Source organism: Marinomonas sp. (assembly GCF_965225885.1).
Taxonomy (GTDB): domain Bacteria; phylum Pseudomonadota; class Gammaproteobacteria; order Pseudomonadales; family Marinomonadaceae; genus Marinomonas.
In genome coordinates this window covers 1,968,651-1,991,607 of the sequence record NZ_OZ245329.1, presented here as the reverse complement: position 1 = coordinate 1,991,607, position 22,957 = coordinate 1,968,651, and the positions used below count along the sequence as shown (strand labels likewise).

Sequence of the window (22,957 nt, the reverse complement as noted above, 5' to 3'; positions counted from 1 at the left end):
TGATTATTCAAGGAGATCTTTGTATGACTACTCTAAAAAAAGATCAAACTGCCGATTTAAACCCCATGCGAAAACCACCTCAATGCTTACCATTGACAAAAATAGGCACGGAAAGATCATGGAGGATTTCGCCTGTATCACGCTTATAAGTTTGCAGTAAAAAGCTCTCTGTATGGGCACCGCATCGGCTGCCTGTGGCGTCGTTAAAAATGCGCTTGCTGCGATTATTCACCAAGTCTTTTTCATAATCGCCACTTAATGGCTGACTGAATTTTTTGTTATGGGTCGGAAAATAGCCATTTACATCCACAGCACCGGCAAACATCACCTGCTCATATTTTTCTAAAATAGCTTCTTGAATAACTGGAAAAGCACGGTCACTAAAGGCATCGTAGGAAGTACTGTATTTCTGTGGATTGGTATTATTGATTGGTCGGTAGTCTTTAGAAAAAACCGCTTGTTCTGCTAACTCACCCTTTTGAATGGCTTCTTCAAAAAGTTGCCCAATGGATTGGGCCGCTGTTTTGGCAACCATCAGCAACTCAGAAAAGAACAGTGATTGATCAACCTTATCTAGTTCTCTAAAGACGATTTCAGCACCATTACTCAAACCAGATGCCTCTTTGGACAATTTATCACTGCGCTGAGAAATATCTTGCAAGGAGCCACTAATACGGGAAATTGAACCATTAATCTGTGTGCTGGCTGCGCCTAACTCTTCTCCAGCACTTTCAACTTCCGACAATACGGCAGAGGCATTTTGAACCTCTTCCGTCAAAGAAATAAAGCGTTGAGTTTCTCCTAATAAGGTCGTCGATAGAGATTCGGTTAAGCTTTTAAGAGAGGACATTTCATGGTTAGTTAATTCGCTGTTACGGCGTACGTCCGTCAATAAACTCGAAATTTGCTCAGACGCGCTTGCACTTTTTGCTGCCAAAGCTCTTACTTCATCTGCTACCACGGCAAAGCCTCGACCTTGTTCACCAGCACGTGCAGCCTCAATTGCCGCATTAAGTGCTAATAGATTGGTTTGCTCAGAAACCCCCTTAATAACCGCTGTAATGCTGTCGATATCATCAGCGCTTTTAGTTAGTAAGGCTAATTGCTCACTGGCGGTTTGTACTTTTCCCGTGAGTTCATGGATTTGATCTGCACTTTGTGACAAGGCGGTTTGAGCAGTATGGCTCGATTTGGCTGTATCGCTCATGGTAAGAGCCAGCTGACCTAAATTAGTTGATAGCGTCAACCCCGTATTCGACAAGGTTTCTACGGCTTGAGAAATCTGTTCACTATCAGCGTGGGTAAGGTGTATATCTTTACTTAACGTATCGACAAAATGAGACACTTCTGCTGCACCCATTGCCATTTTAGAAGTAGCCTGAGTAACGGTTTTACTTACTTCAGAAAAAGTTTGAGCATCCTGAGTATCGGTGTTTTGGGAAATGTCCGTTGGTTTTTTTCGAATAAGCGTTGGGACAACTAAAAAAACACATAGCAAAATACCAACACCAACATAAGACTGAGGAACAGAGCCTTGTAAATACCCAACAATAAAAAGTACGAGAAGCCCTGCAACACCACATAACTGGAAATAAACCATCGTCTTTTCCTTCCTTTTAATTATTATTTTATCCAGTGTTTAACTATGCAAGCTGAAGGTCAATATAAAATGTGGGACCTAAGACTAAAGTCGCACTGAAAAAAACAACAATTCTTGCTATCAAGAAAATCACATTGGCAAAGGCAACTCAGTTTTCTTAGGAATACAACGTCTTTATAGCAAGCATCCATTTTGTAAGTACATTCATTTTGTAAGTACATCCAGCCATTTTCAATGGCTAGATTATCTATGCATAGAAAGAGAAAATTCTGATTTTTTCACCTCATAAAATTGTTTTTCTGCACATAAAAAACAGAAAAAATCTCTGTAAATCCAACTACACTAGAAAACAAGCTCACAAAGCACAACAAAAATAAAAACGCCGTTGCGCACAATCTGCCAACGCACCTGTTGAGGATAAGCATCATGATCATCAATAAATTTAAAACAGAATCCTTCTATCTTGAGTTAGGACAACTAACCGCTGACAGCGTTAGCCATCTTTCCCCGTCTTTTAATCACTTACCCGCAAACCCTTATGCTGATGGCGAATTCCGTTTGCGTCGCTATTCCCGCTTTACTCTTGAGCAAGGAAAGCTACAGCATTTGCCCCCACAAGCTTTTGTCCAAGATGAAAGCATTAACCACTTCCAAGGCAATATTGTTCGCAGTTACGAAGAAATTGAAGACAAGATAATAAAAGATCCCGCCTTTTCTGAGTTATTTGAGCACTTTCAAAGAATGGCCAGCGTGGCAGACGACACGCCAATCGAAGTGCATCAACTGCGTATTTTTGCAGACCATAAGAGCGCCGAAGTGGCACCTGAAGGTATCCATCAGGATGGCTTTGATCGTATCGGCATTTATGTAATACAGCGCCATAATATTAAAGGCGGCAGTATTAGTGTTCACTTAGGAAAAAATAGCCCTGCATTGATTAGCCATGACTTTGATAAAGGCGAATTCGTTGTTCTAAACGATCATAAATTTTTCCATAGCGCTCAGCCAATTAAGCCTGTTGATGGAGTTCAAGGCCACATGGATATTTTCGTACTTACGGCAAACTTAATACATTAAACAAAGCAACGCACTCATATGTAAACTCCATATTTTTTACAATTTTTTCTAGTTAAGTTAATCAAAAAGCACTAGGGACAACCTTGCTAAGTATGGTATAAATTGCACTGTAACTATTTGTAATTTTATACGCTCTTTATGTGAGTAAGCATACTAAGGAAAGTTGACAAGTGACAGACGCATTCGCGACTAACGTAAATGACAAAACAACCCTAGAAGATATAAGTAAAAAGACCATATTGATCATTGACGATATGAGTGAAATGCGTCTAATGCTGAGATCTATGATGCACTCTTTGGGCTACACAAACATAGAAGTCGAGGCCTCAGGTCAAAGTGCTCTAAAACGTATCGCTTCAAAACGTTTTGATATAATCCTTTCCGATTACAACCTTGGTGGTCGAATCAATGGCCAACAAGTTTTAGAGACCTCGCGTAAAAACAAGTTACTAAGCGACTCTACGATTTTCATCATGATTACTGCAGATACAGGTTATGACAGTGTAGTGAGCGCAATAGAACATCGACCTGATAGTTATATGGTTAAACCGTTTACGCCTGCAACACTACATCGACGACTAAGCCGTATTAAGCAACAAAAAAATATATTTTCAGAAGTTGATGAACTGCGTGGAAAAATGAACTTTGAGATGATGGAGAGCAAAGCTAAGGCCATCATGACTCAACATCCTCAATATCGTAACTTATGCCTGAAGATTATTGGTGAGTCTTTGCTATCAAAAAAAGATTATAAAGCAGCCAAGATACACTACATGCGAGTGCTCAAACATAATAAGGAACTTTCTTGGGCTTACTTCGGTGTTGCACAATGCGATTTAAACCTAAAACAGCCATTGGCGGCAGTGGGTAATTTAGAAAAAGTCATCAGTATTAGTCCTCACTTTTTACCCGCTTATGATTTCCTAGCTGATATACAAGAAGAGTTAGACAACTTAAAAGACGCTCAAAAAGCGATCATGGCTAGTCTAGATGTAACACCTAGATCGCTAGCTAGGGCGAGAAGACTTGGCAAACTTAGTGTTCAACTAAAAGACTGGAAAGTTGCGGAACAAGCTTATTCAAGAGTCATTCGTTTAACCAAAGATACTCAGCATGAAAAAATAGAACACTATTACGAGCATTTAAAATGCCTCATCGCAATACAAGAAGATAAAGAGCATCCACCGCAAACAGCAGAAAAGCTCAAGCGCTCCTTAACAAGATTACGTATGTTAGGAAAAGACGACCCGATTGTTATCTCAAATTCCTTTCGTGTTGAGGTTCAGCAACACCTCAATTTAGAACGTGTCAATGACGCTGTTAAGTCTTGGAAACAATGGAAGCAGTTAATATTATCTGGGAAAGCATCGCCGATAACGCGAGAGCAAGAATTTACTTTAAAAAGACGACTAGGATTGCCTTAAATGTAATCTAGACTGTAAATAGAAACCTTCATATCTTTATTTACAGTCTCTTACACCCAGTTTAACCAATATAAAAACTTATTTAAAAAGCTATCCAATAAAAGCTGCCAACTTTAAATCCTTTAAAAACACAATCATTCGAACTAGAACACTCATAACAAGACAACTCCGCTTACGCCCGTAAAACCTTAATCCCCCCATATCTCATTGATATTAAATAAAAACTTTAATAGCTTACAGATTTTAACTATAAGTAACGATTACTATAAGTTTTTTTAGTTTTTCCAATGATATAAAGGTAACTCTAAATTTATATCAAGCTTTTAAAGTCAGGTAGTACCTTTGGCAGATGCAATCATCCCAGGTGTTGAAAACACAAACAGCGTTCAGCAAGAGTTTATCGACTTAAGCAAAAAACGTGTTTTGATCATCGAAGATATTGGTGAAATGCGGCTTATGTTGAAATCGTTAGTGGCATCAATAGGATACACCAATATCGATGTGGAGCAGTCAGGGCAGTCAGCCCTCAAACGAATATTAGAAAGGCCATACGACGTCGTTTTATCGGATTACAACCTTGGTGGTAGCGTCGATGGACAGCAAATTTTAGAAGCATCACGCAAAAACTACTCTCAAGATTACTCCAACATCTTCATCATGATTACGGCCGACACCGCCTATGAGAGCGTGGTTAGTGCCTTAGAGTTTCAACCAGATAGCTATCTGGTAAAACCCTTTCCTCCTGCTGCCTTTTTCCGTCGCTTCGAGAGAGTTCAAAAACAAAAGAAAATATTTGAAACCATCAATAATGCACGAAAAGAAAATGATTTCGAAACAATGGAAGCACAAGCAAAAATCATCATGACGCAACATCCTCACTTTGCCAGTCAGTGTTTAAAAACAATTGGCGAATCCTTATATGCGCGAGGCCATTATAAAGAGGCCAAAAAACATTACACACTGGTCACTCAAAAAAGCAAAAACCTTGCTTGGGCACATTTTGGTATTGCACTCTGCGAGTTAAAACTAGGTGCCATTGTTGCCGCTGTCAAAAAACTAGAGTACACAATCAACTTAAGTCGGCACTTTTTATCTGCTTATGATCTACTGACCGATGCCTATGAAGAGCTAGGCAATCTAGAAGACGCTCAAGCAACCATGATCAGCGCACTTAAAGCCTCTCCTCGCTCTTCAGAACGTGTAATCAGACTTGCTCAAATAAGTATGCAACTACAAGACTGGCCCACTGCGGAACAAGCCTATTCTCGTTTAATTCGATTAACCCGAGAAACCAGCCACGAAAAAGTCGAATACTATTACGAGTACTTAAAGTGCCTAACCAATATGATGACAAGCAGCTCAGACAATTCAAAGCTGGCTGATAAATTTAAGCGTACACTTATCCGCCTTAGGGCCTTTGGAAAAACAAATCCCTCGGCTATCTCCAACTCCTTTCGTGTCGAAATCCAGCAGTATCTAGCTCGTGATCATGTAATTGAAGCGGTTAAATCGTGGAAGCAATGGAACCGTTTGATTAAATCAGGACAAGCCTCTCCTCTTACTGATGCCCAAAAACACACACTGAAAAAACGCCTCGGCTTGCTATAATCCCCTCACACCGTTATGGTCATGCGCTAATTTTCAAATTGACGCTATCGTCACATACACATTTTTATCCTTAATATCAGAGCATCCTTTATGACGGCTACTCATTCCTTTTCTTCCCTTATTCCTGATGTCATTTTAGATGCCGTAGAGTCCACCGGTTTATGGAGCGATTCTCGTATTTACCCGTTAAATAGTTACGAAAATAGGGTTTATCAAATTGGTATTGAAGAGGCTTCGTCTGTCATTGCTAAGTTTTACCGCCCAGAACGCTGGAACGAAGCACAGATTCGCGAAGAGCACCAAACATTGTTAACACTCAAAGCGGCGGGCGTTCCCGTTGTTGCTCCGTTAGAATTTAATGGTGAGAGTTTGCTTCGCCACAACGACATGTATTTTTGTTTATCTCCACGTCTAGTTGGACAACACCCTGAAGCAGACAATCTAGATCAGCTTTATCAAATTGGCGAACTCATTGGCCAGCTGCATCAAACGCTATCAACAACCCCCTTTAAAGAGCGCATCAGCGTCTCCCCTCTGTCTCAAATGGACGATGCTGCCAATCAAATTTTGACGGGGCGTACTTTATTTGGACAAGCAGAACTAGCAGAAGAGTTACAGCTACCTGAAAAGCTCAAGCCGATTTATAAAAAGCAAATTTCAATACTACGAGATAAGTGCGAGGCCAGCATAAAGAACTATTGGCCAACGCGGCTTCGCCCAATTCATGGCGACAGCCATCGTAGCAACTTAATGCTGCACGACGGCCAGTTCCACTTATTAGATTTTGACGATTGCCAGAATGGCGTTGCCGTGCAAGATTTATGGCTACACATCACCCAGACAGAAAATCCAAGACAACAGTTAAGCGAAATCATCGAAGGCTATGAAACCTATTTGCCATTTGAAACTCGCGAATTAGATTTGGTCGATGTATTCAAATGCGTGCGTATTATCAGTTACACGGCGTGGCTACAAAGTCGTTGGCATGACCCTGCTTTTCCCAAAGCCTTCGCTTGGTTTGGCAGTGAAGATTACTGGATAAATCACTTAAACGAACTCAAAAACTGCGAATTAGAATGGGGACAAATCTCAAGATGATACCTATCAATACAACGCCTTTAGAACCATCTCTACAATCACTATTCGGATTCACAGAGTTTCGTGAAGGCCAAAAACAAACCATCGAACAATTACTCAATGGACATTCTTCTCTAGCGGTTTTCCCTACCGGTTCAGGTAAATCCTTATGTTACCAATTCACCGCCACGCAACTGCCTAATTTGACACTAGTGATTTCGCCATTGATCGCTTTGATGCATGATCAATTGGCGTTTCTAACCGCAAAAGGCATTCCTGCCGCCTGTTTAGACTCCAGTCAAACCAAAGATGAAAGCCAAGCTGTCATGGCTGGCGTACAGAGTGGTTCGATTAAGATTTTAATGATCTCAGTCGAACGCTTTAAAAACGAACGCTTTCGTCGTTTTATCAAGCGCATTCCGATTTCTATGTTAGTGGTTGACGAAGCTCACTGTATTTCTGAGTGGGGCCATAACTTTCGACCTGACTATCTAAAACTGCCCTCTTACCAACAAGAATTAGCCATTCCATTAGTTCTGCTGCTAACCGCTACAGCAACGCGGCGAGTACAAAGAGACATGGCACAGAAGTTTGCCATTTACCCTGAACACATAGTTCAAACTGGTTTTTATCGACACAATTTAGACATTGACCTGATTTCGATTCCCTCTAATAAAGAATCAAGCTATGAAAAACTAAACGCCTTAAAAAACATTCTGAACGAAACTCAAGGTGCGAGCATAGTTTACGTGACCCAGCAGAAAACCGCCGAAGATGTCGCTCGCGCCCTACAAGCCGCTGGTTATTCTGCTGAAGCTTATCATGCTGGATTGGGTAGCGATGTCCGCAGCGAGATTCAAGCCCGTTTCATGAATGACAAAGCAATGAATAGTAAAACACGCATTATCGTTGCAACGATTGCGTTTGGCATGGGCATCGACAAATCTGATATTCGTTTAGTCGTGCATTTTGATTTACCCAAATCAATCGAGAACTACAGCCAAGAAATTGGCCGTGCGGGGCGAGACAACCAACCGAGCCGATGTGTAATGCTCGCCAGTTTAGAGGGTTTAAGCACCCTAGAAAACTTTGTCTATGGCGACACACCAGAGCCGCAAGACATAGACACCTTACTGCGCAGTATCACGGAACAAACAGTCGAACAAAACGGTGCAAGCGAATGGCAAACACAGCTGTATGGATTGTCGAATCATACCAACATTCGGTCTTTACCGTTAAAAACGGTATTAGTTCAGCTAGAGTTATTAGGCGCTATTATGCCAAAATACAGCTTTTACTCGGATGTAAAAATCAAATGGGAAGGCGATAGAATCGCCTTTGCCAACCAAATTCCAGCGGAATGGCAAGCCGCTTACCAAGCAATCCTCAAAGGCATCCAATATAAGAAAATCTGGGGCACACCAGATTTTGATAGACTGTTTAACGAAGCAGGCTTATCACGGGGCGACGTACTACAAGTCTTAGAATTCGCGGCCGATCAAAATGTTTTGACGCTAGAAAGTAAAGGCTTAACTGAAGTGTATCAGGTGCATACCGAGAATTTTCACCATCAAACATTAGCAAACCAATTGCACCAATACGTGGAGGAAAAACAAAGTGCCGAAGTGGCACGAATCGCTACCATGATTCGCTTCTTCCAATTAGATCGCTGTTTGAATAATAACTTAGCACGCTATTTTGGTGATCAAAATTCACCTGAACACTGCGGCCACTGTTCTGTTTGCCGAGGAAAGGTTCTTGTATTTTCGCAGCAAGCAGAAATAAATAGTGATGCTGAATGGCAAAGTAATTTAGCGGGATACGTTCAAGAATTCGCTCAGCATGTTGCAAGCAAAAGCCCAACAACGCCAGTCACAGCGGTATTGATAACGCGCTTTTTAACAGGCTTAACACAACCAATACTCACCAAGATAAAAGCCCGCCAACTTAGCGGCTTTGGCGTATATGAAGAGCGAAGCTATTTGTCGGTGTTAGAAGCCGTTACTCAGCTTCTTGCACGTCATTAGAAAGTTCGTCTTCGTAGACGCTCACTTCAATTAGATTATTATCTGGATCATTGAAATAGACAGATTGGATTGGCCCTAGTGCACCAGACTTCGCTACGGGGCCTTCTAAGATAGTCACTTTGCACGCTCTTAAATGAGTAACAACTTCGTCCATGGTCCAATTGGTAATCAGGCATAAATCGCCAGACCCTTCCATTGCATGATTTCTAAGCTCTTGACCCAATAATTGGAGGTTGATTTTTTGTTGACCAAAGCGCATTGCTTTGCGTCCGTTAGCAAAAGTGACCGTCTCCATTTTTAGCACGGTTTCGTAAAAAGACACGGCCTTGTCGATATTTGCCACCGTCAAAACGATGTGGTCAAAATGACTTATCATAGCTCCTTGCCTCCCAGTGCAAGACATCACAAAATATAGGACATGCTACGAATGATCAGCAGGAAAGACAAGCTTATATTCTCTCTTAAAGACTTGCCTCTTTTTGCAATAAATGACCCAATGACATTAAGTCTGTTTCGCCTTCTATAAGGCTCAGTTTTTGTCGGCGATTCAGTTTTTTCACCTGATACTCCAATACTAAAGCGTTACTCTTTGAACCAACAGATTGATACCAAACCAATTCAAGTGGCCCCTTACCTTTTAGATAACGAGCGGATCGCTTACTGCTACCAGAATGCTCTTTGAAGCGTCGATCAACATCGGTAGTAATGCCCGTATAAAGTGTGTTCATACGAGTCTTTATCATATAAAGACTCCACTCGTTATCCTTCGAGACAATTTTTTCTTCCTGCGAGTCTGTCACTTGATACTCCTTTCTGAGCTATTTAATGACCAATAATCAGTAATAACGTCGAGGCGGTAGCCATTCCCATGAAAAAATTAAATATTCGTTGGCGTTTTTGATTGGTTAACCAACGCCGAATACTCACACCTGCCCAAGCCCAAACTGAAATGGCAGGAAATCCCATCGCGGCAAATAAGACGATCATCCAAAAACCGGACTGAACATATAAATCTCCAGCAATAGCAAATGAACTTACACAGCCAATCGCCATCATCCAAGCCTTTGGATTCACATATTGGAAAAGCAAAGCCTGCCACCAATGCATTGGTAAAGATGGCGCTTTTTTAGTTTCTAAGTTTCCCACTGGCGCACTACCAATTTTCCAAGCTAACCAAAGCAAGTAAGCACAACCACCCCATTTTAATACGCTGTATAACGGCGGATACCAGGTAAACAACGCACCAAGACCAAGCAAAGTAGACAGCAGCAAGCTTGCGACACCCAATACAATCCCCAGCATATGCGGTAAAGTTCGGCGATAACCAAATTTTGCCCCCGATGCTAGTAACATAATGTTATTCGGCCCCGGTGTCACTGAAGTCACAAAAGCAAACATAGCCAATGCCAGAAAAAACGACGTATCTATCATAACGGCCAGCCTTTACTTTTCGAAAATGAAAGCACATCTCGTAGCAACCCCAACAGCGTTGCCTGTGACACTTCGGCTTGCTGTCGTTCTTTTGTCATACCTATGTCTGTCATTTGCTGAGGCGTTAATCTCATCAGTTTTCTACGCGTTTGAAAACGCTCTACACTTTGTTGAATACAAACAAATAAGCTGACAATTAGCATGATCTTCTCCTTTTAAGCCGCACTACTTAATAATTAAAAAGTGCCAAGTGTATGAGCAACCACTTTAAGAGAAGACAGAAATACAATACAGATTCAGAAAATCACTTTGACAAACACACAGTAAGCCGTTTTATTGCACTGTATGGCAGAATAAACTCAAATCTGTATGGTCACCTGAGAAGCTTTATCGCTCTATAATCAATACAGGCCAAAAGACAGCAGTTAAGGGGAATAAGATGACGCTTTATCAAAAACTTGCCAATCGCTTACGCGAACATATCCAGCACGACTTTTATAAGTCAGGCGATAAACTGCCTTCTGTACGTCAATTAGCCCAAGAACATGGTGTCAGCATTTCCACTGTACAAGAAGCGTATCGACAGCTTGAGCAAGAATTACTTGTGGAAGCTCGTCCTAAATCCGGCTACTTTGTTTGCTCTCGAAAAAAAGACAATCTGCCGAGTATCTCAAGGCCACCGCAGCGCCCTTTAGAAGTTTCCCAATGGGAAGAAGTGCTCAATATGTTAATGAATCGCAGTGGCAATAAAGGCGTACAGTTGCAGCACGCCATGCCAGATATGAAAGCGGCAACGTTAAAGCCCTTACTCAAAACCTTGTCAGACCTTACTAAGCAAAAACCAGAGTTAGGATTAGGTTATGCGGACATTCGTGGCACAGAAGAATTACGCACTCAACTTTGTCGACTTGCTGTCGCATCTGGTTGCCAATTACACCCTGACGATCTCGTGGTCACTTCAGGTTGCCAAGAGGCGCTATCGGTTTGTCTACGAGCTGTCACACAACCCGGCGACATCATTGCTATCGAATCACCAAGTTTTTATGGTTCCATGCAGGCGATCAAAGCCGCAAACCTTAAAGCGATGGAAATTCCAACCCATCCCGAAACAGGCATTAGTTTAGAAGCGCTAGAGCTGGCACTTGATCAGTGGCCAATCAAAGCCATTTTTGTCACACCGACCTGTAATAATCCAATGGGTTACACCATGCCAGAAGATAAAAAAGAACAGCTCTATCGACTGGCACAAAGTTATGATATTGCCATCATAGAAGACGATATTTATGGTGATATTTCGTATCAATTCCCTCGCCCTAAAACCATTAAGTCCTTTGATACAGATGGCCGCGTTCTGCTGTGCTCATCGTTTTCTAAAACCATTGCACCCGGCATGCGCGTAGGCTGGATTGCACCGGGACGTTATCGGGACAAAGTGACTCACATAAAATACGTTAGCAGCTCCATGTGTCCTGTTCTGCCTCAACTTGCCATCGCCAAATTCATTCGTTTAGGCGGCTACGCCAAACATATTCGTCAAATGAGGCAAAACTATGAAACACATCGAGATCATTTACTCAGCGTTATAAAAACCTATTTTCCTAACGATACAAGAGTCAGTTATCCTGCCGGCAGTTTCATTCTCTGGGTCGAACTTAATCCTAATATCGACAGCATGGAATTGGTAAAAAAATGCCGAGAGGAAGGTGTTGGCTTTGCCCCCGGACCACTATTTTCAGCTACCGGAAAATATCGTAATTGTTTTAGACTTAACTTCAGCGAGCAAAGCATGGAAAAGCGAGAATGGGCGATCAAAACCTTGGCGAAAATCCTCAAGCAATCCATGGATCAAACTAAGCCAATAAACATCAACCTCATGGCGAGCTGACTAGATGAATCAGCAATGTAAATAAACGAAAAGAAAGTTAAAAACGCTAACGAATGACACAATAATGAGGTAAAAATACCGTCTTGATTGTAAAGTCATCTTACAAACGCTATTTAAAGGCCCAAGACGGTCTAAACAAACACCTCATTAGGATTTAATGAATGCAAAACAGGCCTTTACGGTACTTAGGGCTCCTTTTTTTGAGCCTAAGTCTCGCCGCATGTAGCACGACAGAGAACCGCGAAAATTTTGCCAATCTTGCACAACAAGAACTAGATACCGTCAGTAATGAAAAAGTATCGCAATGGGATACACTAGACACTGTAGCGCCTGCCAGTCATTTAACCGATCTCATTCAAGATCCACTGTTAGATGAATTAATCCAGCAAGCACTCAAAGCAAATCCAAACTTACAAAGCACCCTGCTTACCCTACAATCCAGCCTATGGGAGCTGAAAAGTACCCAAGGCAGTCAACTACCTTCCGTTGATGCCAATGTTTCTTCGAAAAAGTCCAAAGACTCAGACACTAACTACAGTGCTGACATCAGTGTCAGTTGGCAATTAGACGTTTGGGGCAAGCTGGCCAATACAGAACAAGCTGCCAGCAAAACCTTAGCCAGTGACGAAGCACTCTATCAAGCTAGCCGAGACACACTTGTGGCCAATGTAATGAAGACTTGGTTGTCATTAACCGCCAAGCAACATGCCATCAGTATCGAGCAACAACGACTTGAGCTACTTGAGGCCAATGAAAAACTCATCATAAAACGTTTTAAAAACGGGCTAGATAATCTCGAAAAAATGGACGAGGCACGAACCTCCACCTCACAATCGAGGGCCAATCTTGCAGAATACAAAGAAAACTTAGAAACCCAAAAACGCGAGCTACAACTTTTGCTGGGGACAGCAACACAGCTAAACATTTCGCCTAATCTGGATTACCCGAAGGTCAGCTTGACCTTAGACGAATTACCAAACCAAAGCCTACAACGCAGACCTGACTTAAAATCTGCTTATCTAAATATTGAAGCCGCAGACCTAAATACCACAGTGGCTTATAAAAACATGCTGCCATCAATCAGCTTAAGCGCCGCGTTAAGCCAATCCGCAGACTCGCCTCGCATGGCGTTATTTACTTCGCCCGTTTGGTCGTTAGTGGCTCAGCTAACCCAGCCACTTTATCAAGGCGGTAAACTCAAAGCCGCCAGAGAAGTTGCCAAATTAAAGACCGCCAAAGCCTACCAAGCCTATCGAAATACCTTGTTAACCGCGGTCAATGAAGTGGAAAACGCCATAGGGCAAGAAAAAGTTCTACAGCAGCAAGTCAGTCATATTAGAGAAGCCCTTGCGAGCTCTCGCAGCAACCTTGCCCAATACGAAAAAAAATATCGCAGCGGCTTGGTAAAGCTCAATGATTTAATTGCCGCACAAAAAACCACCTTTGATCTAGAAGCTCAGCTTGATGGACTTATTTTCAAACACTTATCAAACCGCATCACCTTGGGCGTGGCGTTAGGCCTTGGAGTAAAACAACAATGAAACTCTCTTCGCAATGGATACTTCTTATCATTTCTGTACTCATCGCTGTCGCTGCCTATTTCTATATAGACGATGCTTTAAGTGAAAAAGAATTTGATTTAGGCAAACCACTACCAGAGAAAAAAGAAGAAGCATTGGATATCAGTGTCGTATCGGTTAACGCATCCAGCCATAAAGCGACAATTAAGGCATCAGGCATTGCCAACCCAAGATACAAACTGACTTTAAACAGCAAAGTCAGTGGTGAAGTAGCCAAGGTATCTGATCATCTAGAAGCTGGCCAGCGCGTCAAAAAAGGCGATATTTTGGTTAGCTTAAACAACAAAGAACTTAACAGTGCCGTGGCCAACGCCAAAAAAACCTTAGCCAGTGCAGAACTGGCACTCAAAGAAGAAATGCGCCAAGGCGATCAAGCCCGTGCTGAATGGAAAGCCGCTGGATTTAAAGGCGATCCAGATTCTGATCTAGTATTACGTGTTCCTCAACTAGCCAACGCACAGGCAGAAGTGGATTCCGCGAAAGCCACTTTATTAGAAGCCCAAGACAACCTAAAACACACACAAATAGTCGCACCATTTGATGCCTTGGTTATCAGCCGTAATATTTCGCCAGGCTCTTACTTAAGCTCAGGCGGCGAAGTGGCTACTTTGTACAGCACAGACAGAGCCGAAATTACTATCAACCTTGCCAGTACCGATTGGCAAAAACTGCCAGATATGAAAACACTGCTTAACCGCACCTCAGTGATTATTCATAGCATAGACTCCAATGATCAATGGCAAGGCCGAGTTATTGGTATAGATCAACATATAGATACCACCACCAGAATGCGCAGTTTAATTGTCGGTGTTGATTCGCCATTAGATCAAACGCCACCGCTCTTACCCGGATCATTTGTCACCACACAATTGGAAGGCAAAGCCATTGCTAATTTATGGAAGTTACCTAGCACCGCGTTAAGCCAAAAAAGTGAAATTTGGTACGTGAATGACGAGAAACGTCTTGATGCTTTTGATACCACACCGTTTTTTGTTGATTCTCAATCCATCTACATTTTGGTACCTGAAAATCTTAGAAACCGAGCGTATCAGGTCGTTAAAAAACCATTTAGTAGCTATTTAAAAAATACCCTTGTTAATCCGTCAGAGCAGTCTCAATAATGAATCCACTTGATCAACCAAAAGGCATTATTCCTTGGTTTGCAGGCAACCCTGTTGCTGCCAACTTGTTGATGTTGCTTGTCATTTCTTTTGGCGTTATCAACATGGGATCGCTGAATAAAAAAAGCTTTCCAACGCTTCCACCTAACGGCATAGACATCAGTGTCAGCTACGACAGCGGCTCGGCCAAAGAAAGCGAAGAAGCCATCGCCATTCCCATCGAACAAAAGCTACAAGGCGTAGAAGGCATCAAAAACATTATGTCGATGTCTTCTGCGGGCGGGGCTGACGTCAATATTGAAGTCAAAGACGGCTACGAACTAGATGATGTATTTTCCAACATCAAAGACAAAGTCGGCGAAATAAATTCTTTTCCGAGCAAAGCTGATCGTGCGATCATCACCAAAGACACACGCTCAGAACTCGCCATTATTATTCAGCTTTACGGTGATGCGGATCGACGCACCTTACAAAAACTGGCAGATGATTTAAAAACAGACTTATTAGCTGATGAGCAAATCAACTCAGTGGCGATATCTGGCACGTTAAAATCCACCATGTTGATCGATGTTGATAAAAACAAACTCGAAGCTTATGGCTTGACCTTAGCTAATCTGAGTAGTGCCATTGCTGCTGAGTCTGCCACAGCGCGGGTCGCAACACTTAGTAATAAAGATGTTTACTTAAAAATCAGCGCCGCAGAACAAGCGTATTTTAAACAACAATTTAGCAATATCATCATCAAAACCAACGCCACAGGCGGCAACATTAAATTGGGTGATATCGCGACCATTCGTGACACCTTTGACGACGACAAGTTTGTGTTGTCACGTTTTAATCAAAAGGACAGTCTGTCGATTCGTGTCAATACCACTGGCAACGATGACATCATCAATACCGTGGAAGCCACTAAAAAAGTAGTGGATAAATGGAAACAAAGCGGTCGATTACCGTCGCAAATACAGCTCACTACTTGGAATGATCGCAGTGAATCCATCAACCAACGTTTAGAATTGATGATCAAAAACGCCCTCACTGGTGTGTTGTTAGTATTTGTATTGCTGGCGATTTTCCTCAATATCACCGTGGCATTTTGGGTTGCCATGGGTTTGCCTTTCATTTTCTTCGGCACTATTTTTGCCATGGGAACCAGCAGTATTAACCTAACCTTAAACATGATCACCACCTTTGGTTTTATCCTTGCGTTAGGGATTGTCGTCGATGATGCCGTGGTGGTCGGGGAAAGCGTCTATGCCACCAGAGCCAGAGACGGCGACACCTTAGGCAATACCATTAAGGGCACAATGGAAGTGGCCGTGCCAACGTTATTTGGCGTATTCACCACAGTGGCGGCCTTTTGGGCCTTATCCAATATAGATGGTCGACTCGGACAGATTTACTCCCAATTCGCCATTGTTGTGGCCATTTGCTTGGTGCTCTCGGTGATTGAGTCAAAAATTATTTTGCCTGCGCATTTGTCTCACCTAAATACTCGCAAATCCAAACCAAACAATATCTTGTCTTCTTTCTGGGCAATCATTCAAGGCGGCGCCGATAAAGGCTTACAGTTTTTTAGCGACAAACTCTACCGTCCTGCCATTGACTTTGCATTACAGCAACGCTACGCCATGTGTGTTGTTTTCATCACCTTGTTTGCATTGGTTATGTCAATGCCTTTCACCGGTGATATTCGCATGAGCTTTTTCCCTCGTATTCCCGGCGATTCTGTTCGCACCACGCTAACCATGCAAAGTGACAGCAGCTACGGAGAAACGCAAAAAGCGCTATTAATTATCGAGCAAAAAGCCTATCAAGCGGATAAAGAACTTATTCAAGAAGCGAAGAAAAAAGGCACAATTCCCGCGGACACGTCTCCGCAAGCTACAGGGATTAAACATATACAAACGGCTTCAAGTGGTGATCAAGGCGGTAATTTTCGTGTCGAGCTGGTCAGCGGTTCTCCTTATTACAATTCAAGACAATTCACTAGTAAATGGCAGGACATTTCGGCCCAAGTGGAAGGTGTGAAAAGCTTGCGGATCCGCTACGGTCAAGACACGGTAGATGCTCTGTATGTGGAACTCACCAGTAGCGATTCCAGCGCGCTGGACGGCGCAATGGAAACTTTTATCGAAAAATTAAACGCTATTCCAGCCGTCACTGGTGTGGAAAAATTTGATACGCCGCCTGAAGCACGCTTGGCGCTCGATCTGACTGAGCAAGGACGTTTATTAGGGCTCAACACCACGGATCTTGCCAGCCAAGTATCACAAAATTTCGATGGTACCGTCGTACAAAAATACCAACGAGATAACGACGAAATTGAAGTCCGCCTAGGCTTTCCGAAAGATCAACAAGAATCTCCAGCGGCGGTGATGAACACCAAAATTGCCCTCGAAAATGGCGCAAGGATCCCGCTCTCGACGGTGGCAAGCCTAACGAAAACAGAAGTTCAGACCGACATTATTCGCATTGATGGCAAACGCTCTTATTATCTGTCTGCCGAAGTAGACAAAGACGTCATGTCCTCCACAGAAGTGGTCGATTATCTGCAAAGCGCCATCATGCCTAATTTGCAAAAGCAATTTTCCAGTGTGAATTTTGACTTTTCAGGAGAAGCCGAAGAACAAGCCGAAACAGAATCCTCATTAGCGAAAATGTTTATGCTGGCAATGCTGATCATTTATGCCTTGTTAGCCATTCCGTTAAAATCTTACAGCCAACCCATCATCATCATGATGGCGATTCCATTTGGCATCATTGGTGCGCTCTTAGGTCACTGGATGAATGACCTTGCCTTGAGCATTTTCTCGCTCAATGGCATCCTGGCTCTGAGTGGTGTTGTGGTAAACGATAGCTTATTGCTCGTCTCACGATTCAACGACATTCGCAAAGACACAGTACATGTAAAACAAGCCATTCGCCAAGCTTGCCAAAGCCGTTTACGCGCAGTATTGCTGACGTCTTTCACGACTTTTGCAGGGCTCATTCCAATCCTGTGGGAAACATCAAGACAAGCTCAAGCCTTGATTCCTGCAGCGGTGTCACTTGGTTACGGCATTATGTTCGCCACCGTTATTACGCTGGTGTTAATTCCTGTACTACTGATGATCAAAGAAGACGTTCATAACCTAATTGATCGATTAAAAAGCAAAACCGTAGAAGTGCTAGAGCCAATAAAAGAAAACAAATAAACAATACAAGTAGTACGAACAAGCGATACAAACTAAAAAGCCTTGCTTATCTGTTTAAGCAAGGCTTCTTAGTTTTTACATCTAATGATCTTAAGCAACTTCATCCCATTCAGGAAATGGATCAGGCAATGTTGCCCATTCCGCTTTACCAGCGAGAAGTTCTTGGTCACTTAACAAACAAGCGTCCAGCGCTGCTATCACTGCCTCTTTTTTCAGGTTTTGGCCGATAAACACCAACTCCTGACGCATGTCGCCGAAAGGTTCTACCCATTGATCTGCTATCGATTCAAGATATTCTGGATCTTGTGGCCATTTGTCTTTGGGAACAGCCTTCCAAAACATACCTGCAAAACCATAATGCGCAATACCGCCCGCCTGACTCCATTGCCCTGCGAACTCTGGGCGAGTCGCTAGCCAAAAAAAACCTTTCGAACGCAACAATTTTCCGTAAGATTCCGTGTCATGAAGAAAATCAAAAAAGCGCTGTGGGCGAAAAGGTCGTCTCGCCAAATAGGAAAAACTAGCAATGCCATATTCTTCTGTTTCTGGCACATGCTCGCCACGCATTTCTTTTAACCATCCCGCAGCTTGTTGCGCTTTTTCAAAGCTAAACTTGCCGGTTCCCAAAAGACGTTTAGGCTCTATTTTGCCTTGATGAATTGGGATAATTTCAGCCTCTGTATTAAAGCTTCGCAGGATGGATTCTAATTGTCGTAATTCCGCTTCGCTCACCAAATCGGTTTTACTGATTAAGATGATGTCAGCAAACTCAACTTGATCAATCAACAAATCCGCCACGCTGCGTTCGTCTTCCTCACCAAGAGACTCACCCGTTTCCTGCAAAGAGATTGCCGCATCATAATCCTTCATAAAATTCACCGCATCCACGACAGTGACCATGGTATCAAGGCGCGCAATGTCCGATAAACTCACACCGTCTTCATCCGCAAACGTGAAAGTTTCAGCTACCGGTAAAGGCTCTGAAATCCCCGTCGATTCAATTACTAAATAATCGAAGCAATTGTCTTCAGCAAGCTTTCGAACCTCAATCAAAAGGTCTTCTCGCAAGGTACAGCAAATGCAGCCGTTACTCATTTCGACTAACTTTTCTTCACTGCGATTTAATGACACTTCTTGTTTAATTGTCGCCGCATCGATATTGATTTCACTCATATCGTTCACAATCACCGCGACTTTTAAACCATCACGATTATTCAATATATGGCTTAAAACCGTCGTCTTACCAGCCCCTAAAAAGCCAGATAAAACCGTAACTGGCAATTTGCCTTGCATACTTTTCATAAACCTCTCCTACAAGATATTAATGTTATGATATAACATTTCTATAAAGCGAGATAGGTGCCTTTTTGATAAGATCTGGCAGAAGCAAAAACATCTCTAAAAACCAACGAAAAAGCCCTCAAAAAGAGGGCTTTACACAGAAGCTAAAAAGCGATTTAAACGGAAATTAATGCTGTTTCATTTTAATTAGAAATCTTTGATAGCAAATCTGGATTAGTAATCAAGTTCCTCACACCATGAGCGTGATCTTCTTTGTAGATATTTTGACTATCACACCAATCTCCTACCGATTGAATATCAACCTTCGCGACTTTAGGACGAACATTCCATGTCACTTGAAAAGGCGAGGCTTTCTCGTTGTAACTTGGTCCAGTCGTAGAACCAGCATAAGTCACTGGTGTGCCTGTATTATTAGGAATGTCTGTTGCTTGATAATGGCCATTGCGAACATCGTGAGCCGTCAAAGCATTGAAGTTCAGTGCTTTATCATCATTCACCACCACATAAACCTGCGCTTCAACACGCAACTGTGGATTCTTTATTGCTTCACTGATGCAAGCGCCTAAAGTAGCGCCTGGCTGTACTTGTGCAGAAGAATACACATAATGCACTTCGATGGTATCGCCGGGGAAGACTTGGCTGTGCTTACTGTTACAAACAGAACGACCTTTGATAGGCTTGAGCTCTTGAGCGGTCAGTTTACCTGAGTATAAATAACCTGTTTGATAACCTTCGCCATCGCCATCGCCTGCATATTGAGTGAACTCGCCCCCCTTATGCTCTGCATTCTTATGAAAGTGGATATTACAGAGGTTCATTTGAGCCGATACTGGCGCCTCTCCAAATGTTCGCATATTACGACCAAATTTAAGATCAATATCTCGTGGAGATTGCGGGCCAAACCCCTTGCCATCGGTATTTCCAGCCAAAGTTTGACGCTGCTCATTAATCGTTTCATCAGAAAGCACCTTATGCTCTTCAGCATAAGAAATTCCTGAAAAAACAGTCAACCCAATCACACCAACAACTGCATTTATTCTCATAAGCCATTCCTTAGTTCAGTCTAGATTTTAGCCACATAAGCTTTTCATTTATTCCAAAAGAAAAGCACACTTTTATATAAGGTATTCCAGCAATTCAATATGACCGTAAATTAAGCTGTTTGAATAAAAAACGCCAAAACATTTGAATTAAATACGAATTTAAAAAAAATACGCCTATACCATCTAATTACTGGGTTATTTAACTATATTTATCCAGTATTCAATGAACTCATATTCTCATAGTAGCTCCTTATAAGGAACCACGTTGCAATCGCTACAAAAAAAACAGACAATAAGAAAAAATATTTCAACTTTAATCGAAATAAGAGAACAAAATGCACTTAGATGAGATAGATTTGCAATTACTTGCCTTAATTCAAAGTGATGATAGTATTTCCACAGAATCGATGGCCCAGCAAGTTGGCTTATCAAAAACGCCTTGTTGGCGACGGGTTCAAAAGCTTGAAAGCGCCGGATTTATCAAACGTCGAGTTGCGCGTTTAGATGCAGACAAACTAGGACTTGGCGTATCGGTTTTTGTACAGGTTAAAACCAATCAGCATGAAGCAAAATGGGCCGATGAATTTGCTCGCGTTGTGGCTGAATTCCCTGAAGTGATGGAATTTTACCGCATGGCAGGAGAATACGATTACTTACTTCGTGTGCTGGTAAAAGACATTCCAGCGTACGACAAATTTTATAAACGATTAATTAGCGCCACCGCATTAACCGACGTCACCTCAAACTTCGCCATGGAGCAAATAAAGTGGACAACTCAGTTGCCCTTGCCCAGCTTGAAAGATTGAGTGATTTACAAGTTCATTAATGCGGCAAGCCAAATGAGGAAAGAAACATGTCCATTGCTGCCGCAGAAAGCACGTTAACCCAAAGAACTGTAGAACAAAGTACTAAAAACCAAAGCACAAAAAAGCTATCTCATGAAGAAGCTTTGTTTGCCCGCATTCGCGACGGCATTATCGGCAAAAACACTCAAATCAATACACCATTTGGCGCAAGAACCTTAACCTACGCAGACTACACGGCATCGGGTCGCAGTCTAGACTTTATCGAAGACGCGATTCGCCACAGCGTCTTGCCGTTTTATGCAAATACTCATACCGAAGCCAACGCCACTGGCCAACAAACTACCGTGTTTCGTGAACAAGCTCGCCAGCAAATTCGAAACGCCGTCAACGCATCAGCTGAAGACTTGGTGATATTTTGTGGCAGCGGCGCCACCAGCGCGATTAATACCTTAATTAGCCAATTAGGTTTACGTCAATTAAGTGAATCTGACAAATCAGAGATCTGCGTTTTTATTGGTCCTTATGAGCATCACTCCAACGAATTACCTTGGCGGGAATTAGACATTGAAGTCATCCGAATTCCAGAATCAAAAGGCGGCGGCGTTTGTCTGGCCACCTTGGAAGAGCAATTACAGGCGAATCAAAATAAGCGCCTCATCGGTAGTTTTAGCGCCGCATCCAACGTCACAGGAATTTTATGTGATCAGGACGCGATTACTGCTTTGCTACATCGCTATAATGCTTTGGCGTTTTGGGATTTTGCGGCGGCAGCGCCTTATGTGGCGCTTGATATGAATCCAACCGCAGACCAAGCACTTGCCAAAGACGCGATCTTTTTTTCTACGCATAAATTCATCGGCGGCCCGGGGACACCGGGGATTTTGGTGGTCAAAAAAGCCATTATTAGCAGCCAAAAACCCAGCCTTATTGGCGGCGGCACCGTGTCTTTTGTTACGCCTGAAGATCATACCTTTTTGCCTATTGGCGAACGCCGAGAAGAAGGCGGTACACCGGGAATTTTAGAATCCATTCGTGCCGGTTTGGTGTTTCAACTCAAACAAGCGGTTGGCGAAAAAGCCATCGAAGCCCGTGAACACGAACTCGTGCAATTGATCGACCAACATTGGTACAATCACCCAAATATTGAACGCTTAGGCCATGCTAGCGCAGCGCGTTTGTCGATTACCGCTTTTCGCATTAAAACCGAATTGGGTTACTTACATCACGGTTTTGTCACCGCATTATTGAATGATGTATTTGGTATCCAAGTTCGAGGCGGTTGCTCTTGTGCTGGACCTTATGGCCACCAGCTTTTAGGCATAGACAAAGCTGAATCAGAACGCATTCAAGAAGCAATGAAAAAAGGCGAAAAACTGGTAAAACCGGGCTGGGTTCGCTTCAATTTGAATTATTTCTTAGATGATGCAGAAGCGGTGTTTATTTTAGATGCTATCGATTTTGTCGCGAAACACGGCACGACGCTATTGCCTTATTACGCTTATGACCAAGGCATTGATTTATGGCGTTTCCAAGGTAAATCTAGCACAGCTAAATCACTTAATGAGCTATTGTTGTTGCAAACAAAAGTACAGCAGCAAAAAGCCGAACCAAAGCCAAGTCAAACGGAAAATAGAAACACTTATATAACGCGTGCTGAAGAGATTGTGAAAGACTGCCTAGCAGGAAAATACACACCGCAATCACAGCCCTTTAATCAAGAATTCAAAGACATTAAACGCTTTGTTTTGGCTGAGGATCTTGTCTAATTAAACGATCCAGAGA

At 42.6% G+C, this 22,957-nt stretch carries 18 protein-coding genes; 11 read left to right on the top strand and 7 right to left on the bottom strand.

The annotated features are described in order from the left end of the window. Positions 1 to 79: 79 nt before the first annotated feature. On the bottom strand, positions 80 to 1,600 hold the full coding sequence (locus ACO05V_RS09445) for a methyl-accepting chemotaxis protein (RefSeq protein ID WP_421850132.1): 1,521 nt from the start codon (positions 1,598 to 1,600) through the stop codon (positions 80 to 82). Positions 1,601 to 2,026: 426 nt separating this feature from the next. Here ACO05V_RS09445 and ACO05V_RS09440 point away from each other — a divergent pair, with 426 nt between their 5' ends. The 5 genes from ACO05V_RS09440 to ACO05V_RS09420 all read left to right on the top strand — a co-directional run bounded on the left by ACO05V_RS09440 (position 2,027) and on the right by ACO05V_RS09420 (position 8,813). After that, positions 2,027 to 2,677 carry a 2OG-Fe dioxygenase family protein gene (locus ACO05V_RS09440; protein ID WP_421850129.1) on the top strand — a complete coding sequence of 217 codons (651 nt, stop codon included), beginning with the start codon at positions 2,027 to 2,029 and terminating at the stop codon, positions 2,675 to 2,677. Positions 2,678 to 2,847: 170 nt separating this feature from the next. Beyond that, a complete protein-coding gene (locus ACO05V_RS09435) occupies positions 2,848 to 4,101 on the top strand; it encodes a response regulator (protein ID WP_421850126.1) in 1,254 nt (417 codons plus the stop codon). Positions 4,102 to 4,443: 342 nt separating this feature from the next. After that, the gene (locus tag ACO05V_RS09430; RefSeq protein WP_421850123.1) at positions 4,444 to 5,709 is read left to right on the top strand and encodes a response regulator; all 1,266 of its coding nucleotides are present in this window, start codon (positions 4,444 to 4,446) and stop codon (positions 5,707 to 5,709) included. Positions 5,710 to 5,799: 90 nt separating this feature from the next. Next, on the top strand, positions 5,800 to 6,807 hold the full coding sequence (locus ACO05V_RS09425) for a serine/threonine protein kinase (RefSeq protein ID WP_421850120.1): 1,008 nt from the start codon (positions 5,800 to 5,802) through the stop codon (positions 6,805 to 6,807). Continuing rightward, positions 6,804 to 8,813, top strand: coding sequence for a RecQ family ATP-dependent DNA helicase (locus ACO05V_RS09420; RefSeq protein ID WP_421850117.1), 2,010 nt, complete (start codon positions 6,804 to 6,806; stop codon positions 8,811 to 8,813). The genes ACO05V_RS09425 and ACO05V_RS09420 overlap by 4 nt, the downstream gene beginning before the upstream one ends. Here the strand turns inward: ACO05V_RS09420 and ACO05V_RS09415 are convergent. The 4 genes from ACO05V_RS09415 to ACO05V_RS09400 form a co-directional block, all read right to left on the bottom strand. Further along, positions 8,788 to 9,189: a VOC family protein gene (locus ACO05V_RS09415; protein ID WP_421850114.1), complete on the bottom strand. Its 402-nt coding sequence runs from the start codon at positions 9,187 to 9,189 to the stop codon at positions 8,788 to 8,790. The genes ACO05V_RS09420 and ACO05V_RS09415 overlap by 26 nt on opposite strands. Positions 9,190 to 9,274: 85 nt before the next feature. Then, positions 9,275 to 9,613 (bottom strand): GIY-YIG nuclease family protein, encoded by a 339-nt coding sequence (locus ACO05V_RS09410; RefSeq protein WP_421850111.1) that lies wholly within the window; start codon positions 9,611 to 9,613, stop codon positions 9,275 to 9,277. 22 nt (positions 9,614 to 9,635) lie between these two features. Beyond that, positions 9,636 to 10,244, bottom strand: a complete 609-nt coding sequence (locus tag ACO05V_RS09405; protein ID WP_421850109.1) for a LysE family translocator — start codon at positions 10,242 to 10,244, stop codon at positions 9,636 to 9,638. Then, positions 10,241 to 10,447: a hypothetical protein gene (locus tag ACO05V_RS09400; protein WP_421850106.1), complete on the bottom strand. Its 207-nt coding sequence runs from the start codon at positions 10,445 to 10,447 to the stop codon at positions 10,241 to 10,243. The genes ACO05V_RS09405 and ACO05V_RS09400 overlap by 4 nt, the downstream gene beginning before the upstream one ends. Before the next feature lie 236 nt (positions 10,448 to 10,683). Here ACO05V_RS09400 and ACO05V_RS09395 point away from each other — a divergent pair, with 236 nt between their 5' ends. The 4 genes from ACO05V_RS09395 to ACO05V_RS09380 all read left to right on the top strand — a co-directional run bounded on the left by ACO05V_RS09395 (position 10,684) and on the right by ACO05V_RS09380 (position 18,024). After that, positions 10,684 to 12,129: a PLP-dependent aminotransferase family protein gene (locus tag ACO05V_RS09395; protein ID WP_421850103.1), complete on the top strand. Its 1,446-nt coding sequence runs from the start codon at positions 10,684 to 10,686 to the stop codon at positions 12,127 to 12,129. A gap of 200 nt (positions 12,130 to 12,329) precedes the next feature. Next, a complete protein-coding gene (locus tag ACO05V_RS09390) occupies positions 12,330 to 13,670 on the top strand; it encodes a TolC family protein (RefSeq protein ID WP_421850100.1) in 1,341 nt (446 codons plus the stop codon). After that, on the top strand, positions 13,667 to 14,830 hold the full coding sequence (locus ACO05V_RS09385) for an efflux RND transporter periplasmic adaptor subunit (protein ID WP_421850097.1): 1,164 nt from the start codon (positions 13,667 to 13,669) through the stop codon (positions 14,828 to 14,830). The genes ACO05V_RS09390 and ACO05V_RS09385 overlap by 4 nt, the downstream gene beginning before the upstream one ends. Further along, positions 14,830 to 18,024 (top strand): efflux RND transporter permease subunit, encoded by a 3,195-nt coding sequence (locus ACO05V_RS09380; RefSeq protein ID WP_421850094.1) that lies wholly within the window; start codon positions 14,830 to 14,832, stop codon positions 18,022 to 18,024. The genes ACO05V_RS09385 and ACO05V_RS09380 overlap by 1 nt, the downstream gene beginning before the upstream one ends. 90 nt (positions 18,025 to 18,114) lie before the next feature. On the opposite strand, the gene zigA is transcribed toward ACO05V_RS09380, so the two are convergent. Both zigA and ACO05V_RS09370 read right to left on the bottom strand, forming a co-directional pair. Continuing rightward, positions 18,115 to 19,326 carry a zinc metallochaperone GTPase ZigA gene (gene zigA, locus ACO05V_RS09375; RefSeq protein ID WP_421850091.1) on the bottom strand — a complete coding sequence of 404 codons (1,212 nt, stop codon included), beginning with the start codon at positions 19,324 to 19,326 and terminating at the stop codon, positions 18,115 to 18,117. A gap of 182 nt (positions 19,327 to 19,508) precedes the next feature. After that, the gene (locus tag ACO05V_RS09370) at positions 19,509 to 20,369 is read right to left on the bottom strand and encodes a delta-class carbonic anhydrase (RefSeq protein ID WP_421850088.1); all 861 of its coding nucleotides are present in this window, start codon (positions 20,367 to 20,369) and stop codon (positions 19,509 to 19,511) included. Between the two features lie 335 nt (positions 20,370 to 20,704). Between ACO05V_RS09370 and ACO05V_RS09365 the strand changes: the two genes are divergently transcribed. Then, positions 20,705 to 21,175 (top strand): Lrp/AsnC family transcriptional regulator, encoded by a 471-nt coding sequence (locus ACO05V_RS09365; protein ID WP_421850086.1) that lies wholly within the window; start codon positions 20,705 to 20,707, stop codon positions 21,173 to 21,175. Positions 21,176 to 21,222: 47 nt separating this feature from the next. Further along, on the top strand, positions 21,223 to 22,941 hold the full coding sequence (locus ACO05V_RS09360; protein ID WP_421850083.1) for an aminotransferase class V-fold PLP-dependent enzyme: 1,719 nt from the start codon (positions 21,223 to 21,225) through the stop codon (positions 22,939 to 22,941). Positions 22,942 to 22,957: the final 16 nt, after the last annotated feature.